Annotated in this window: 14 protein-coding genes; 5 read left to right on the top strand and 9 right to left on the bottom strand. The window is 72.4% G+C overall.

Annotated elements, in window-relative coordinates; genetic code table 11:
• Positions 1 to 120 precede the first annotated feature (120 nt).
• From ACWD10_RS37825 to hutU, 3 genes are all read right to left on the bottom strand, one after another.
• Positions 121 to 1,521: a formimidoylglutamate deiminase gene (locus ACWD10_RS37825; RefSeq protein WP_451098292.1), complete on the bottom strand. Its 1,401-nt coding sequence runs from the start codon at positions 1,519 to 1,521 to the stop codon at positions 121 to 123.
• Complete coding sequence (locus ACWD10_RS37820) at positions 1,512 to 2,714, bottom strand: allantoate amidohydrolase (protein ID WP_451098290.1); 1,203 nt, start codon at positions 2,712 to 2,714, stop codon at positions 1,512 to 1,514. Before ACWD10_RS37820 ends, ACWD10_RS37825 begins: the two co-directional genes overlap by 10 nt.
• Positions 2,715 to 2,776: 62 nt before the next feature.
• On the bottom strand, positions 2,777 to 4,441 hold the full coding sequence (gene hutU / locus ACWD10_RS37815; RefSeq protein ID WP_451098289.1) for a urocanate hydratase: 1,665 nt from the start codon (positions 4,439 to 4,441) through the stop codon (positions 2,777 to 2,779).
• Positions 4,442 to 4,544: 103 nt separating this feature from the next.
• Between hutU and ACWD10_RS37810 the strand changes: the two genes are divergently transcribed.
• Entirely contained in the window at positions 4,545 to 6,023 is a 1,479-nt protein-coding gene (locus tag ACWD10_RS37810) for a diaminopimelate decarboxylase (protein WP_451098287.1), read from the top strand.
• Positions 6,024 to 6,040: 17 nt separating this feature from the next.
• Positions 6,041 to 6,382 (top strand): cold-shock protein, encoded by a 342-nt coding sequence (locus ACWD10_RS37805; RefSeq protein WP_451098286.1) that lies wholly within the window; start codon positions 6,041 to 6,043, stop codon positions 6,380 to 6,382.
• A 38-nt stretch (positions 6,383 to 6,420) separates the two neighbouring features.
• Here the strand turns inward: ACWD10_RS37805 and ACWD10_RS37800 are convergent, their stop codons facing one another.
• The gene (locus ACWD10_RS37800; RefSeq protein ID WP_451098285.1) at positions 6,421 to 7,113 is read right to left on the bottom strand and encodes an NADPH-dependent F420 reductase; all 693 of its coding nucleotides are present in this window, start codon (positions 7,111 to 7,113) and stop codon (positions 6,421 to 6,423) included.
• Between the two features lie 91 nt (positions 7,114 to 7,204).
• On the opposite strand from ACWD10_RS37800, the gene ACWD10_RS37795 reads away from it, so the two are divergent.
• Positions 7,205 to 7,648 carry a winged helix-turn-helix transcriptional regulator gene (locus ACWD10_RS37795; RefSeq protein ID WP_451098284.1) on the top strand — a complete coding sequence of 148 codons (444 nt, stop codon included), beginning with the start codon at positions 7,205 to 7,207 and terminating at the stop codon, positions 7,646 to 7,648.
• A 122-nt stretch (positions 7,649 to 7,770) separates the two neighbouring features.
• On the opposite strand, the gene ACWD10_RS37790 is transcribed toward ACWD10_RS37795, so the two are convergent.
• A complete protein-coding gene (locus tag ACWD10_RS37790) occupies positions 7,771 to 9,024 on the bottom strand; it encodes a helix-turn-helix domain-containing protein (RefSeq protein ID WP_451098282.1) in 1,254 nt (417 codons plus the stop codon).
• Between the two features lie 465 nt (positions 9,025 to 9,489).
• Between ACWD10_RS37790 and ACWD10_RS37785 the strand changes: the two genes are divergently transcribed.
• On the top strand, positions 9,490 to 9,846 hold the full coding sequence (locus ACWD10_RS37785) for a hypothetical protein (RefSeq protein ID WP_451098280.1): 357 nt from the start codon (positions 9,490 to 9,492) through the stop codon (positions 9,844 to 9,846).
• A gap of 66 nt (positions 9,847 to 9,912) precedes the next feature.
• On the opposite strand, the gene ACWD10_RS37780 is transcribed toward ACWD10_RS37785, so the two are convergent.
• The 4 genes from ACWD10_RS37780 to ACWD10_RS37765 all read right to left on the bottom strand — a co-directional run bounded on the left by ACWD10_RS37780 (position 9,913) and on the right by ACWD10_RS37765 (position 13,796).
• Complete coding sequence (locus ACWD10_RS37780; RefSeq protein WP_451098279.1) at positions 9,913 to 10,278, bottom strand: DUF4180 domain-containing protein; 366 nt, start codon at positions 10,276 to 10,278, stop codon at positions 9,913 to 9,915.
• 60 nt (positions 10,279 to 10,338) lie between these two features.
• On the bottom strand, positions 10,339 to 10,929 hold the full coding sequence (locus tag ACWD10_RS37775; protein ID WP_451098277.1) for a hypothetical protein: 591 nt from the start codon (positions 10,927 to 10,929) through the stop codon (positions 10,339 to 10,341).
• A 109-nt stretch (positions 10,930 to 11,038) separates the two neighbouring features.
• Positions 11,039 to 11,902: a MurR/RpiR family transcriptional regulator gene (locus ACWD10_RS37770; protein ID WP_451098276.1), complete on the bottom strand. Its 864-nt coding sequence runs from the start codon at positions 11,900 to 11,902 to the stop codon at positions 11,039 to 11,041.
• Between the two features lie 490 nt (positions 11,903 to 12,392).
• Entirely contained in the window at positions 12,393 to 13,796 is a 1,404-nt protein-coding gene (locus ACWD10_RS37765) for a cystathionine beta-synthase (RefSeq protein WP_451098274.1), read from the bottom strand.
• Between the two features lie 244 nt (positions 13,797 to 14,040).
• Between ACWD10_RS37765 and ACWD10_RS37760 the strand changes: the two genes are divergently transcribed.
• The gene (locus tag ACWD10_RS37760) at positions 14,041 to 15,072 is read left to right on the top strand and encodes an SGNH/GDSL hydrolase family protein (protein WP_451098272.1); all 1,032 of its coding nucleotides are present in this window, start codon (positions 14,041 to 14,043) and stop codon (positions 15,070 to 15,072) included.
• Positions 15,073 to 15,265: the final 193 nt, after the last annotated feature.

Here is a 15,265-nt window from a genome sequence, read left to right as displayed (position 1 = left end):
TTCATCCCACTTTCCCCACCCCCCTCTCTCTCCGTCGGCCCCCTTCGGTGTTTGGGGGGGGGGGGGGGGGGGGGCCCCCCCCCCCTGCTTACGGGAAGGGGCGGGGCTGGGGAAAATCAACTACTGCCGCAACTCCGCGATCGCCTCACCCAACTCCCGTGCCACGTCCGGGACAGAGGAGTGCACCCCGTCCCGGACCACCCGCCGCCCCCCGACGACCACGTCCCGCACATCCGCCGCCGACGCCGCGAATACCACCGTCTCCGCGGCGAGCCGCGGCAGTGGTCCCGTCGTGCGGACCGAGTCGAGGGTGACCGTGGCGAAGTCGGCGTGCCCACCGGCCTCCAGGGCGCCCGCGTCCGTCCAGCCCAGCGCCGCGTGCCCGTCGATCGAGGCGGCGCGCAGCAGGGCCGCGGCCGTCCAGTGGCCGCGGGTGCGGCTGCGGAGGCGTTCGTGGAGTTCGAGGGTGCGGGCCTCCTCCAGGAGGTCGATCACCGCGTGGCTGTCCGAGCCGAGCGACAGCGGCGAGCCCGCGCGCTGGAGCGCCGGTGCCGGGCCGATGCCGTCCGCGAGGTCGCGTTCGGTGGTGGGGCACATGCACGTGCCGGTGCCCGAGCCGCCGATGAGCTTGATGTCCTCGTCCGTCAGGTGGGTGTTGTGGACGCCGGTGGCGTGCGGCCCGAGCACCCCGTGGTCGGCGAGCAGCCGGGTGGGCGTACAGCCGTGGGCGTCCAGGCACGCGTCGTTCTCGGCGGTCTGCTCGGAGAGGTGGACGTGGAGCGGCGCGGACCGCTCCCGCGCCCAGTGCGCGACCGTGCCCAACTCCCGTGCGGGGACGGCCCGTACGGAGTGGATCGCCGCCCCGATCCGCACCCCGTCGTCGCCGTCGGCGTACGTGTCGAGTTCCGACGCCCGTTCCGCCCACGCCTGGGCCGTGCCGTCGCTGAAGCGCAGCTGGTGCTGGTTCGGGGCGGCGCCGAAGCCGGAGGACAGATACGCCGCGTCGAGCAGCGTGATCCGGATGCCCGCGTCGCGTGCGGCCGCGATCAGCGCCTTGCCCATGGCGTTGGGGTCGTCGTAGCGGGTGCCGCCGGGCGCGTGGTGCAAGTAGTGGAACTCGCCGACCGCCGTCACGCCCGCGAGGACCATCTCGGCGTACACCGCGCGCGCGAGCGCGTAGTACGTGTCCGGAGTGAGCCGGGACGCGACCTGGTACATCACCTCGCGCCAGGTCCAGAATGTGCCGGAGCCCACCTGCACCGTGCCCCGCAGCGCCCGGTGGAAGGCGTGCGAGTGGGCGTTGGCGAGGCCGGGCAGCGTGAGGCCGCGCAGCGGCTCGGCGCCCGGGGGCGGGGCCTCGACCCCCGTACGGACGGCGGCGATACGGCCGTCCGCGCCGACCTCGACCGCGACGCCCGGCTCGACGTGGGTGTCGATCCAGGCGTGCTCGAGCCAGTATGTCCGCGTGCGTGTCCGCGCGTGAGCGGAACCGGAACCTGTAGTCGTACGCGTCACGTGCAGGCCAGTCCTTCCAGTACGTCGGCGAGTGCCCGCACCCCGGCCACGCAGTCGTCCTCGGTCGCGTGCTCGGCCGGGGAGTGCGAGACGCCGGTCGGGTTGCGTACGAACAGCATGGCCGTCGGTACGGTCCCGGAGAGGATTCCGGCGTCGTGTCCCGCCCCCGTGCCGAGGACGGGGATCTGTCGGCCGGTCGCGGCGCCGAGGATGCGGCCCAGCTCGTCGCGGAGCGCGTGCTCGAACTCCACGACGGGTGTGAACGACTCCCGGGCCACCGCGAGGTCGACGCCGTGCCGGTCGGCGTACTCGCGGGCGGCCTTCTCGATCGCGGTGACCGTGGCGTCGAGGGTGGCCTGGTCGGCGGCGCGCGAGTCGAGCCAGCCGCGGACCAGGGACGGGATGGCGTTCACGCCGTTCGGCTCGACCGCGATCTTGCCGAAGGTGGCGACGGCGCCCGCGAGTTCGGCCTCCCGGCGGGCGGCCAGGACCGTCTCGGCGTACGACAGCATCGGGTCGCGGCGGTCGACGAGCCGGGTGGTACCGGCGTGGTTGGCCTCCCCGCGGAAGTCGAACCGCCAGCGGCCGTGCGGCCAGATGGCGCTGGCGATGCCGACGCTGTCGCCGGACAGGTCGAGGGCCCGGCCCTGCTCGACGTGCAGCTCGACGAACGCACCGATGCGGGCGAGCCGCTCCGGGTCCGGCCCGATGGCGTCCGGGTCGTACCCGGCGCGCTCCATCGCCTGCGGCAGCGCGATCCCTTCGGCGTCCGTCAGCTCGTACGCGGCTTCGCGGGTCAGGCGCCCCGCGGTGAGCCGCGACCCGACGCACGCGAGTCCGAACCGGGCCCCCTCCTCGTCACCGAAGTTGACGAGGGCGAGCGGCCGGGTGAACTCGGCGCCCCGCGCCCGGAGTTCGTCGAGCGCGGCGAGCGCGGCGACGACACCGAGGGGCCCGTCGAAGGCCCCGCCGTCCGGTACGGAGTCCAGGTGCGACCCGGTGACGACGGCGTCCCCGGCGCCCGGGTCCCCGAGCCAGGCCCATTGGTTGCCGTTCCGGTCGAGCTCGTAGGTGAGGCCGCGGGCCTCGGCCTGCTGCCGGAACCAAGCGCGGCAGTCGGCGTCGGCCGGGGTCCAGGCGTAGCGGCGGTAGCCGTGGGTGCCGGGGTTCCGGCCGATGGGGGCGAGGTCGCGCCACATCTGCTGGAAGGTGGGTGGGTCAGCGGCCCGTCCGGCGTTCGAGGACGACTCGCGTGGCACGGTCACTTGCCGTCACCCTCGCGCATCGGCACCCGCACGCCCTTGTCCTGCGCCACCGACTCCGCGATGTCGTACCCCGCGTCCACGTGCCGAATCACCCCCATCCCCGGGTCATTCGTCAGCACCCGCCGCACCTTCTCCCCGGCCAGCGCCGTCCCGTCGGCCACCGTGACCTGCCCCGCGTGCAGGGACCGCCCCATGCCGACACCCCCACCGTGGTGGAGGGACACCCAAGAGGCACCCGACGCCACGTTCACCATGGCGTTGAGCAGCGGCCAGTCCGCGATCGCGTCGGATCCGTCGAGCATCGACTCGGTCTCGCGGTACGGGGAGGCCACCGAGCCGCAGTCGAGGTGGTCGCGGCCGATGGCGAGGGGGGCCTGGAGATCGCCCGACGCGACCATGTCGTTGAAGCGCTCACCCGCGCGGTCCCGCTCGCCGTAACCGAGCCAGCAGATGCGTGCGGGCAGACCCTGGAAGTGGACCCGCTCACCGGCCATCTTGATCCAGCGGGCCAGGGATTCGTTCTCCGGGAAGAGGTCGAGGATCGCCTTGTCGGTCTTGTGGATGTCGGAGGCCTCACCCGAGAGGGCGGCCCAGCGGAACGGGCCCTTGCCCTCGCAGAACAGCGGCCGGATATACGCCGGTACGAAGCCGGGGAACGCGAACGCCCGCTCGTACCCGGCCAGTTGGGCCTCACCCCGGATCGAGTTCCCGTAGTCGAAGACCTCGGCGCCCGCGTCCATGAAGCCGACCATCGCCTCGACGTGCCGCGCCATCGACTCCCGGGCGCGGGTCGTGAAGCCCGCCGGGTCCTTGGCGGCGTACGCCTGCATGTCATCGAAGTCGACGCCGAGCGGCAGGTACGACAGCGGGTCGTGGGCCGAGGTCTGGTCCGTGACGATGTCGATGGGCGCGCCCTCGGCGAGCATCCGGGGCAGCAGCTCGGCCGCGTTGCCGAGCAGGCCGATGGAGAGCGGACGGCGGGCGTCGCGCGCCTCGACGGCGAGGGAGAGGGCGTGCTCGAGCGAGTCGGCTCGGACATCGAGGTACTTGTGCTCGATACGGCGCTCAATGGCACGCGGGTCGCAGTCGATGCAGATCGCGACGCCGTCGTTCATGGTGACGGCGAGCGGCTGGGCGCCGCCCATGCCGCCGAGCCCCGCGGTGAGGGTGATCGTCCCGGCCAGCGTGCCGCCGAACTTCTTGGCGGCGACCGCGGCGAACGTCTCGTACGTCCCCTGAAGAATCCCCTGCGTACCGATGTAGATCCACGAACCGGCCGTCATCTGCCCGTACATGGTGAGGCCGAGGGCCTCAAGGCGCCGGAACTCCTCCCAGTTCGCCCAGTCGCCGACCAGGTTGGAGTTGGCGATCAGGACGCGCGGCGCCCACTCGTGGGTCTGCATGACGCCGACGGGGCGGCCGGACTGCACGAGCATCGTCTCGTCGTTCTTCAGCGTCCGGAGGGTGCGGACCATCGCGTCGAAGGAGCGCCAGTCGCGGGCGGCCTTGCCCGTGCCGCCGTAGACGACGAGCTTGTCGGGGTGCTCGGCGACCTCGGGGTCGAGGTTGTTCTGCAGCATCCGCAGGGCGGCCTCCTGCTGCCAGCCCAGGGCGCTGAGCTCCGTGCCACGCGGGGCTCGAACGGGGCGTGGTCCTGACATGGGGGCCTCCTCGCAGATGTTTGCCGTTGTTGTATTCACATCCTGGCCCTCTGAATAGACCTAGTCAATCCTGCCTGTCCGCCGCCTGTGATGGGATGGACCCATGGGCATAGGTGACACGGCGCGTGGCATGGCGGATGGCTCGGCAGACGGCCTGGTGGGGCCGGAAGCCCCGACCCAGAGGCTCGATCCCGGGCAGCACCAGAGGCTCAATCCCGGGCAGCAGGGCGACCCTGGCGCCGCGGCCGCGGCCCGCGCCCGGCGCGACGCGGCCCTGCGCGCGGCCGTGGACCAGGGCCTCCTCGGCCCCGACACCCCCCTCGTGGCGCTCCTCGACATCACCGGCATCCGCCGCTCCGCCGCCGCCCTGCGCGCCGCGTTCGCCGAGGTCACGACGGCACCCGTGCTGCACGCCTTCGCGGTCAAGGCGAGCCCGCTCGTGCCGGTGCTGCGGCTGCTCCGTAAGGAGGGCATCGGCGCGGAGGTCGCCGGGCCCGGGGAGCTGGCCCTGGCCCGCGCCGCCGGGGTGCGGTCGTCACGCACCGTGTTCGACTCCCCCGCCAAGACCCCGGCCGAACTGCGCCAGGCCCTCGCGCTCGGCGTCGCGGTGAACGCCGACAACCCGCAGGAGCTGTCCCGCCTCGACGGGCTGCTCCGCTCCGCGCCCACGCGCTCCCCGATCGGCCTGCGGATCAACCCGCAGATCGGCGGCGGCACGATCGGCGCCCTGTCCACGGCCACGGCCACCTCGAAGTTCGGCATCGGCCTGAACGACCAGGGTGCCCGCGCGTGGCTGATCCGCACCTTCCTCGACCGCCCGTGGCTGACCCGCCTGCACACCCACTCGGGCTCCCAGGGCATGCCCCTGGAACTCCTGGCGGAGGGCGTCCGGGCAACGTACGAACTGGCCGAAGAAATCAACGACTTGGCGGTACGCGAGACGGGCCAACGTCGCATCGACACGATCGACATCGGCGGCGGCCTGCCGGTCAACTTCGGCTCCGACGAGGAGACCCCGACCCACGCGGCGTACGCCCGCCTCCTCAAGCGAGAGGTACCGGGCCTGCTCGACGGCCGCTACGCCCTGATCACCGAATTCGGCCGCTCGTTGACCGCCAAGCACGGCCTGATCGCGGCCCGCGTGGAGTACACAAAGGCGGCCGGCAACCGCGCCATCGCGGTCACGCACGCGGGCGCGCAGGTAGCGGCCCGCACGGTCTACGCCCCCGAGTCCTGGCCCCTGCGCATCGCGGCATACGACGCCCAGGGCCGCCCCAGGACGGGCCCGCCCGTCCCCCAGGACATCGCGGGCCCGGCCTGCTTCGCGGGCGACCTCCTCGCGGAGAACCGCCCCCTACCCCTCCTCGAACCCGGCGACCTGGCGGTGGCCCTGGACACGGGCGCGTACTATTTCGCCCACCACTACGCGTACAACTCCCTGCCCAGGCCGGGCATTTACGGCTTCGCGACGAGGCCGGACGGGACGGTCCGGTTCGCGCCGGTACGGGAGGCGCAGACGGTGGAGGAGATCGTGGCGGAGTCGGGGGCGGGGCAAGTGCGGGCGTTGGATGCGCTGTTGTAGCCGTGGCAGGGGGAGCAATGAAGAGTCATCCGGTGCACGGCACCGTGCGGTCGTGGGACGACGAGTCCGGCTGGGGCGTATTGGCCTCACCCGAAGTGCCGGGCGAGGTCTGGGCACACTTCTCGGCCGTTCGCACCGCAGAGCCGGGCGCGTTCGCGTCCCTGGACCCCGGCGAGGCGGTGCTCTTCACCTGGGAGGAAGCCGAACAGGACGGCTACGCGTACCGCGCGGTGCAGGTACGCCACCCCGGCGCCCCGGAGGCCGACTGGGAGAGTGACGAGGGCGAGGAGAGCGAGGGCGACGAGGGCGACGACGAGGCCTTTGTGTCCGACCTCCGCATAGAGTTCGACCCAGAGTGACCCGTGTTCACTGACCCGCGAACCCCGAGAAACCCGGCCTAGTCGTCGACGGCGCCAGGAGCCAGGGCAGGCGCGGGGAAGGCATGGCGGGCCTCACCGCCGGACCACCACACGCCGATAGCGAAGACGGCTGCCGCCTCCAGGAGCGCCGCCCGCTCCAGACCGCCGCACGGCAACGGAGCGCAGCCCATCGACGTGATCAGCTCCTTCGCCAGAGCGGCGGCGGGCGGGGCGTCCGCGCAGTAGGGCACGGCCAACGGCGCACCCGCGAAGGCCGGTTGCGGGAGCGTCCAGATGCTCTCGTGGCAGATGCCGAACACCTTGACGACATGCGCGTCCGGCGTGGCCGCCGCGATGCGCGTGGCGACGGAGTCCGTACCGCCGGTTGTCGACAGAACGGGACCGTCACCGGACGGCTCCATCGGCACGGTGCAGTCGAGAACGGTCCGTCCGGCGAGGTCGAGGGCCAGTTCCGCGCCCAACTGCGGTGCTACGTCAGCGGGTACGGCAAGGAGTACGGCCTCGCCGTACCGCGCCGCCTCAGCGAGACCGCCGTACGCGTCGGCTCCGATGAGGTCGGCCGTCTTGGCGGCGGAAGCGGCGTTGCGGCCACCCACCATGACGTCGTGCCCGGCCCGAATGAAGGCCCCGCCCAATGCCGCCGCCATGGCGCCCGTACCCAGAATGCCCATGCGCATGGTGCGACTCCCGTTCGCGTCGTGGAATGTCATGCCAAGGACGCTAGGCAAGCCGATACACACCGCCTGGTAGGCATCGGCGGGGGCAGGATGTCCGCATGGGCATGGGAGGGAAAAGCCGAAAGTGGCCGAGGACGAGGACGAGGACGAGCACGAGGACGAGCACGAGAACAGGGATGGGGCTAGGGATGGAGATGGGGATGGGGTCGACATGGGCGGAGCCCCGTTCGCGGCGGACTGCCGGGCCCGGATCGCCTTCGAGGTACTGGCCAACCGCTGGGACAGCGTGATCGTCTACGTCCTCGGCGAGAACGGCCCGATGCGCCCGCGCGCGCTGCTGACCCGCATCGGCGGGCTCAGCCCCAAGGTGCTCAACGAGGCGCTGCGACGGCTGGAGTACAGCGGCCTGGTACAGCGCCACCGTTACGCCGAGGCCCCACCCCGCGTCGACTACACCCTCACCGAGGCGGGCACCGCCCTCCTCCCCCCAATCCGCACCCTGGGCGCCTGGGCGGCGGCCTACGGGGACGACGTACTGGCGGCACAGGCCCGCTTCCACGGCGACTAGGTTTCACACCCCGTACGGGGCGAGCGACAAGCTACGTGAGCATCCGCTGAAACCCTCGGTACAGCGGACCGCGCCGACGCGAGGCCGAGCAAGTGATGGGACGCCTTGTAGTCGACGGCTGGTCAGTCGTACTCCCGTAGTGCGGCCACCAGTTGTCGCCCTTCCTTCGCGCCGTGGCGCATCAGCAGGGCGGCCGTCGTGTGCAGTTCGTTCCACGAGTGCGGGCGACCGACGGCGGCGGCGTCGGGAACGCTCGCCACGGCGACGGACATGGCTTGGGCCGACTCGCCCGCACCTGCGAGCGCGTGCGCGAGGCAGGAGCGGTACCAGGTCTTGTCGCGACGGTACTCGTCCGGCAATGCGTCGAGCCCGACCGTGAGGTGGTCGACGGCCGATTGCCAGTCACGCAGGTGCATGGCTGCCATGCCGCGTTGCAGGGTGAACCAGGTCTCGCCGTAGAAGTACATCCACACGGGCTCGTCCTCGGGGCGCTCGGCCGCGCGGCTGATGAGCGCCTGTGCTTCGTCGAGGAGGCGCCGGGCGTCATCCGCCTCGCCGTCGAGTGCGTGCCCCCGGGCCGCCATCTGCGCGGCCATGCCCTGTACTCCGAGCGACGTGCCCGGAGCAGACCAGCGGGCCGCCTCGGCCAGACGCACGCACCGGGTCCCGCGCCCGCCCGACCACGCCATATGCGCCTTCATGCTGAGCGTCGTCGCGGCCATGTTGGCGTCCCCGGCCTCCAACGCCCATTCGTGAGAGCGGTCGTACCAGGCCAGCGCGGCAGCTGACTGATCCTGGTCCTGCGCCATCCAGGCGAGGAACTGTGCGTGCTCGGAAGCGAGTTGTACGACGCGATCAGCGAGCGGGCCGCGGGCGCCCCCGTGCAGGTCGACGACCGTACGGAGTTGCTGGCGCATCACGTCGACGAGCGGCCGGGACCCAATGAGGTCTTCGGCTCGGCGGTGCTCGGCAAGGAGCCGGTCGAGCCAGTCGAGCGTGGCGGCGTCCACGCGGTGCGTGGAATCGACGACGCCCGTGACGCGGGCCAACAGGTCGTCGTCGGGTCCGGGGCCGGGCAGCGTCAGGCTCGCGACGGGGGCCGTGTCGGCAGCGGCGGGAACCGCCACGGCCCGCAGCTCGGCAGGGACGCCGAGCCCTGACTCGATGCGCTGCCGCACCTCGACAGAGGTCACTCGGCGGCGCCCGCGCTCGATGTCGGACACGTCAGGCTGCGCGAGCCCCACACGCTCCCCAAGCCTTGTCTGGCTGAGACCGGTGAGCTTCCGGTACGTGCGGAAGACGGCGCCCCAGTCCTCGGCGGACACTGCCGCCGCCAGCCGTGGGTGGGACCAGACAGTCCCGGGAGTTTCCCCCATGTCTCAAATATAGGACGGCCCTATAGGGGCGTGGGATGGGATCAACCGACCTCCCGCACAAGGGTCTTGGGCCAGAAAGACCCCCGCGACCGCGATGGGCGCGGCCCGGGGGCGTGGCCATCAACCCCGGGAGGTCGACGACATGACCCAAGCTATCGCGAGGCTCGGCAGCCTGTTACTGCGATTTCTACTCCCCGCAGTGGGGCGCCATCGGGCGCCGGCCACCGCGCCGTTGGTGTCTCCGAGCGCCCCGGCCGGGGACGTCCCCACAGTTCAGCCGCGGCAACCGGCACCACTCGTGCTGCTGTCCGGTGAAGACGCCGGGCTGATTCGCCCTTACGTCCTCACGCCCGAGGAACGGCAGGCACGCCGCATGCAGCGCCGACGGCGGCGCACGCTCTGGCTGGCCGTGCACGGCCTCGACGTGGGGCCGCGCAGGATTCACGGCGTGGAGGTGCCCGCCTGATGAGCTACGACCGCAACGCCTGCTCGGCGCCCCCTCCGGGACTGCGGCTGCTCCCCTGGGAGAACGACATCGGCAAGCCTTGCCTCCTGTCCGCCGACGACCCCAGCAGCAGGCTCTCCCGCATCGCGGACGAGGTCGAGGAGGACCAACTCCAGGACGGTGCCGACGTATTCGAAGGTGCTCGTGCCGTGCTGAACGACCGCGCCGCCGGTGAGTACGCACTGCGTAGCGCGCTGCGGGCGGCGACACAGGCCCTGAGCTGCGTGCTGTGCGTGGCGGACAGCCGGGGCGCCCGGCTGTCGATGCCCAGCGACGCCGAGCACGACGGGGACGACGGGGACGACGGCTCCGTCTGACCGGACGCTCTGCCCCTCCCACGGCCCCGCCGTCCGCCTTCCGGTGTCTGCTGGGCGGGGCCTCCGTCAGCCCTGCAAGCGCTCCCCCAACTCCCCGTCATCCGCCAGGAACCACGTCTGCCGCCCCCGGTTGCACTCGCGTACGAAGTCCTGGAGGGCGGAACTGGACTCCGTGTGGCGGGAGATGTCGCCGAGGACAACGAGGCCCATGCCGTACTGGGCGAACTTCTGGACCATGTTCCCGGCGACGCGCGTGCGCAGCTGGAAGAACGTCTCGTCGAAGCGTTCGGCGGGGATGATGACCCACTGGGCGCCCTGGTACCCGGCGTTACCGATCAGGTCCAGGACGTCGCTATCGGCCGCGATCGGCGCGCCGTCGGGGGCGCACCTCAGGACAGGGACGTCGTGGATCTTCTCCAGGGCGGTAGTCATGGTCGTTACGGTAGGCCCGCCACCCGGGCGTACGCGAGATCTTTTCTCCTACCGGGTCTCCTACCGAGCCGCCGCTGCGCGGTCCTTCCTCCGCACCCCGCCCGGCGCCGCGTCCCCGGCCGCCGGGCCGGTGAGCCGGTACGCCTTCACCGCCTCACCGGCCGGGGCCCCGCCCCGGCGCAGCCAGTCGCCCCGGACCCAGTACAGCGCGTCCGCGGCCCGCTCCCGGCGGCCAAGCCACCCGGCCTTCAGCCAGCACCCCACGCCCGCCCCCGCGAGGAGCATGCCGCCCGCCGCGGGTACCACGAACGACGTTGCCACAGCGCCGACGAACGCCGCGAGCAGCCCCCAGCCGTGCCCGCGCCGCCAGTTGCGCACTGTCACGGCGCGGTCCTGCAGCACGTCACCGCGGCCCGCGCGTGCGGCCCCGCGCGCCTGTGCGACGTACCGGCGCCTGCGCGCGTACGCCACCACGGCCGCCGTCAGCAGGAAGAGCGCGGCCCCGGCGAGCACCCCGATGCGCCGCCCGGTGAGCCCGTCGGGCAGGGCTCCGATCCCCGCCGCCAGTACCCCGAGCCACCACAGTGGGGCTGCTCCGGCCCGTACCACCACGGCCACCCGTGCCAACCCCTGCGCTCCCGTACGCGCCACCGTCCCGCACCCTCCTCGTCCGCTGTCGCTCTCCTACGGCTTCGGCGAGGCGGAGGGTAGCGGCACTTTCTGAGCGAAACCTGAGAGCGAGGCCTGAGGGGCGCCCCCCTCACTCCACGAACAACCCCCGCTCCGCCGCCCCCGCGTCGAACTCCTCCAACCGGGCCTGCGCGTCCGGCAGTCCGTCGCACATCGCCTCCAGGAGCACCCGGCCGAGGAGCATCGGCGCGCAGGCGGTGTCGAAGGCGAGGCCCGTGCCGACGGCCGCCGGGATCAGCAGGTCCGAGACCTTCGAGACCGGGGCGAAGGCGCTGTCGGCGACCGTGATCACGGTCAGGCCCGCCTTCTTGGCGTACGTCAGCGCCTCGACCACCTCGCGCGGATGCCGCGGCAGCGCGAAGCAGAGCAGGGACGTGGCCCCGGCGCGTACCGCCGCGTCGATCCGGTCGGCGAGCATCGTGCCGCCCTCGTCGAGCAGCCGTACGTCCGGATGGACCTTCGCCGCGAAGTACGCGAAGCCGTGTGCCTGCGCGGCCGCCGCGCGCAGGCCGAGCACGGGCAGCGGGCGGGACGCCGCGAGCAGCTCGCCCGCCCGCTCCACGGGCGCCGGGTCGGCGAGGGCGGCGGCGAGGTGCTGCAGGTTCTCGATCTCGCCCTCGACGGCCTGCTGGTACTCGTTGAGCGCCTCCGCCGACCGCGCCTCGCGGGCCTCCCGCGCGGCCGCCGTCGCCGACCCGGGCGCGACCTCACGCAGGTGCTTGCGCAGTGCCGGGTAGCCGTCGAAGCCGAGGGCGACCGCGAACCGGGTCACGGAGGGCTGACTGACCCCGGCGAGCTCCGCCAGTTCCACGGACGACAGGAAGGGCACATCCTCGGCGCGGCGCACCATGCAGTGGGCGATCCGCCGCTGGGTCGGCGTGAGCCGGTGGCCCTCGAACAGCTGCTGCAGCCGGGTGGCCGGCCTCTCCGCCATGGTCGGACCCTCCCGTTATTCAGTCACCCATCGCTCTGCATGAGTATATGCAGGAGGCGGGTCGGGGGGTATCCCTGCGCCGGAGCCCTGCGACCGGGGCCTTGCGGCGGATCCCTGTCGCTGATCCCCGTCGCGGATCCCTGCGGTGCCGGGTCGGCCGCTCCGTACCGAGCGTGTGGGGCGAGTAACGCGGGGACCGCCGCACCCCCGGGTCAGGCCCGGAGGGCGGGACGACGGCGGTCCCCGCGGGGCGCTCTCCGCGCCCGTGGCGTTCAGGAGGTCCGGGAGCCGCTCCGGAGGGTCCTGTGCGCCTGTCACCGTCGGCCCGAGGATGGGGAGCCGCTCCCTCCCCCGTGCCGACATCCGTCAATCTGCCGGAGCCGTGTTAAGCGGGTGCTGCGCGAACGTGTCGCGCGCGTACCTTTTCCACGAACCCCGCCCTGCCGGGCCGCGGGACCGGCGAAAGAGGCGAACGAGCAGTCCCTAGGCGCTACTTGGCGTCCCTGGCCAGGAAGGCAAGCAGGTCCTGCCGACTGACGACCCCGGTCGGCTTGCCCTCCACGAGGACGATCACCGCGTCCGCGCCGCCGGTCCCCGTCTCGCCGAGTACCGTCATCAGGTCGGCGACCGGCTCGCCGGAGCCGACCTGCGGCAGCGGCGGCGACATGTGCTTCTCCAGGGGGTCGGAGAGCGAGGCGCGCTGGGCGAACAGCGCGTCGAGCAGGTCGCGTTCGACCACCGATCCGACGACCTCCGCGGCCATCACATCCGGGTGCCCGGCGCCCGGCTTGACGATCGGCATCTGCGAGACGCCGTACTCGCGAAGTACCTCGATGGCCTGGCCGACGGTTTCCTCGGGGTGCATGTGGACCAGCTTGGGCAGGATGTCGCCCTCCTTGTACTCCAGGACGTCCGCGACCCGCGGGGCGTCTCCGGCCTGCTCCAGGAAGCCGTAGTCGTTCATCCACTCGTCGTTGAAGATCTTGCTCAGGTACCCGCGCCCGGAGTCCGGCAGCAGCACGACCACCACGTCATCGGGCCCGAGCCCCTCGGCCACCTTCAGGGCCGCCACGACCGCCATCCCGCAGGAGCCGCCGACGAGCAGCCCCTCCTCCTTGGCGAGCCGCCGGGTCATCTGGAAGGAGTCCTTGTCGGACACGGCGACGATCTCGTCCGTGACCGTCCGGTCGTACGCCGTCGGCCAGAAGTCCTCGCCCACGCCCTCGACGAGATACGGCCGCCCGGAGCCCCCCGAGTACACCGAGCCCTCGGGGTCGGCGCCGACGATCCGTACCCGCCCGTCGCTGACCTCCTTCAGGTAGCGGCCGGTGCCGGAGATGGTGCCGCCGGTGCCGATGCCCGTCACGAAGTGCGTGATCTTCCCGTCGGTCTGCTCCCAGATCTCCGGGCCGGTCGACTCGTAGTGCGAGCGCGGGTTGTTGGGGTTGCTGTACTGGTCCGGCTTCCAGGCGCCCGGCGTCTCGCGCACCAGGCGGTCGGAGACGTTGTAGTACGAGTCGGGGTGCTCGGGGTCCACGGCGGTCGGGCAGACGACGACCTCGGCGCCGTACGCCCGCAGCACGTTGATCTTGTCCGTGGACACCTTGTCCGGGCAGACGAAGATGCACTTGTAGCCCTTCTGCTGGGCCACGATGGCGAGCCCGACCCCGGTATTGCCGCTGGTCGGCTCGACGATGGTGCCGCCGGGCCGCAGTTCGCCGCTCGCCTCGGCCGCCTCGATCATGCGCAGCGCGATGCGGTCCTTCACGGAGCCGCCGGGGTTGAAGTACTCGACCTTGGCCAGAACGGTGGCGCTGAGGCCGGCCGTGACGTTGTTGAGCCTCAGCAGCGGGGTGTTGCCGACGAGGCTGATCATCGAGTCGTGGATGTGCACCGTTGTCTCCGGTCTCTCTCCGATATCTCTCCCCTGAGGGAGTACGGCCAGCCTAAGCGGAATCCAAGTGCGTGGCGGCAGACTCCTGGAGGTCGGAGACGGTCGGAGACGGTCGGAGATTGACCGACCGGCCGTACGGGGCAAGCAGTTGATGTACGGCCCGAACGGCAGGGCGGGCAGCAGCTCGGACAGACGGTCGGGCGGCGGAGGGCTCAGGGCGACGGCGAGGCGGTGACTTCGGTCCATGTCGAGAGCGAGGGTGGCGCGGCGGATCGCCGCGGGTGCGGCGTACGGCGGCGGCGGAATCGGGCTCCTGGGCGCGGCGGCGGTGGGCGTGGTGCTCACCGAGGTGATGCTCGTCAAGCGGTCGGTGGGCGGCGGCCGGGCCGAGGATCCGCCGCGCGCGGAGGGCCTGTACGGCCGGGGATTCGGGGACGCCGGCGGGGCCAACCCCGGGCCGCTACGGCTGACCCTGCTCGGCGACTCGACCGCCGCGGGGCAGGGCGTGTACCGGCCCAGCCAGACCCCGGGCGCCCTCATCGCCCAGGGCCTGGCGGCGGTCGCGGAGCGCCCGGTACGGCTGCGCAATGTGGCGCTGCCCGGGGCGCAGTCGGACGACCTGGACCGCCAGGTCAACCTCGTCCTCGCCAACTCATCGCCGGTACCGGACGTCTGCGTCATCATGATCGGCGCGAATGACGTGACCCACCGGATGCCACCGACGGTCTCGGTACGCCACCTGGCCGCGGCGGTACGTCGCCTCCGCACCGCCGGAGCGGAGGTGGTCGTCGGCACCTGCCCCGACCTGGGCTCGGTGGAGCAGGTCTACCAGCCGTTGCGCTGGCTGGCCCGACGCGTCTCCCGCCAACTGGCGGCCGCCCAGACGATCGCCGTGGTCGAGCAGGGCGGCCGCGCGGTATCGCTCGGCGACCTGCTCGGCCCCGAATTCACGGCGAACCCGCGGGAACTCTTCGGCCCGGACAACTACCACCCTTCGGCGGAGGGCTACGCCACCGCGGCGATGGCGGTCCTGCCCACCGTGTGCGCGGCCCTCCGCCTGTGGCCGGAGGAGGAGCGCCCGGACGTCTCCCGCGACGAGGGCTTCCTGCCGGTGGCCCGCGCGGCCGCCCAGGCGGCCTCAGAGGGCGGCACAGAGGTCACCGCGGCGATGCCGACGGGGCCGCGGGGCCCGTGGGCGCTGCTCAAGCGCAGGCGGCGCCGCCGGATCACGACCCCTACGGAGCCGCACCTGTCCTCCTCCACGGAGGCGCCGTAACTGGGGGCTCCGCCCCCAGCGCCCCCGCTGGGGCTGCGCCCCAGACCCCCATCGCGCTGAACGCGCTCGTCCTCAAGCGCCGGACAGGCTATTAATCAGCCCCTCCGGCGTTTGAGGAGCGGGGTCTGGGGCGGAGCCTCGACGCGCTCGCCGTCGAGGGTCTGGCCGTGGCGACCGGCGCCGAGCCGGGTGC

Source organism: Streptomyces sp. NPDC002851 (assembly GCF_053591935.1).
This window is presented reverse-complemented; position numbering and strand designations above follow the sequence as displayed.

What these genes read in the sequence shown, in the direction of transcription:
- ACWD10_RS37760 (WP_451098272.1), top strand. Translation starts at nt 14,041, where the DNA reads ATGTCGAGAGCGAGGGTGGCGCGGCGGATCGCCGCGGGTGCGGCGTAC.
- ACWD10_RS37810 (WP_451098287.1), top strand. Translation starts at nt 4,545, where the DNA reads ATGGGCATAGGTGACACGGCGCGTGGCATGGCGGATGGCTCGGCAGAC.
- ACWD10_RS37805 (WP_451098286.1), top strand. Translation starts at nt 6,041, where the DNA reads ATGAAGAGTCATCCGGTGCACGGCACCGTGCGGTCGTGGGACGACGAG.
- ACWD10_RS37820 (WP_451098290.1), bottom strand. Translation starts at nt 2,714, where the DNA reads ATGTGGCGCGACCTCGCCCCCATCGGCCGGAACCCCGGCACCCACGGC.
- hutU (WP_451098289.1), bottom strand. Translation starts at nt 4,441, where the DNA reads ATGTCAGGACCACGCCCCGTTCGAGCCCCGCGTGGCACGGAGCTCAGC.
- ACWD10_RS37770 (WP_451098276.1), bottom strand. Translation starts at nt 11,902, where the DNA reads ATGGCGGAGAGGCCGGCCACCCGGCTGCAGCAGCTGTTCGAGGGCCAC.
- ACWD10_RS37780 (WP_451098279.1), bottom strand. Translation starts at nt 10,278, where the DNA reads ATGACTACCGCCCTGGAGAAGATCCACGACGTCCCTGTCCTGAGGTGC.
- ACWD10_RS37790 (WP_451098282.1), bottom strand. Translation starts at nt 9,024, where the DNA reads ATGGGGGAAACTCCCGGGACTGTCTGGTCCCACCCACGGCTGGCGGCG.
- ACWD10_RS37800 (WP_451098285.1), bottom strand. Translation starts at nt 7,113, where the DNA reads ATGACATTCCACGACGCGAACGGGAGTCGCACCATGCGCATGGGCATT.
- ACWD10_RS37785 (WP_451098280.1), top strand. Translation starts at nt 9,490, where the DNA reads ATGAGCTACGACCGCAACGCCTGCTCGGCGCCCCCTCCGGGACTGCGG.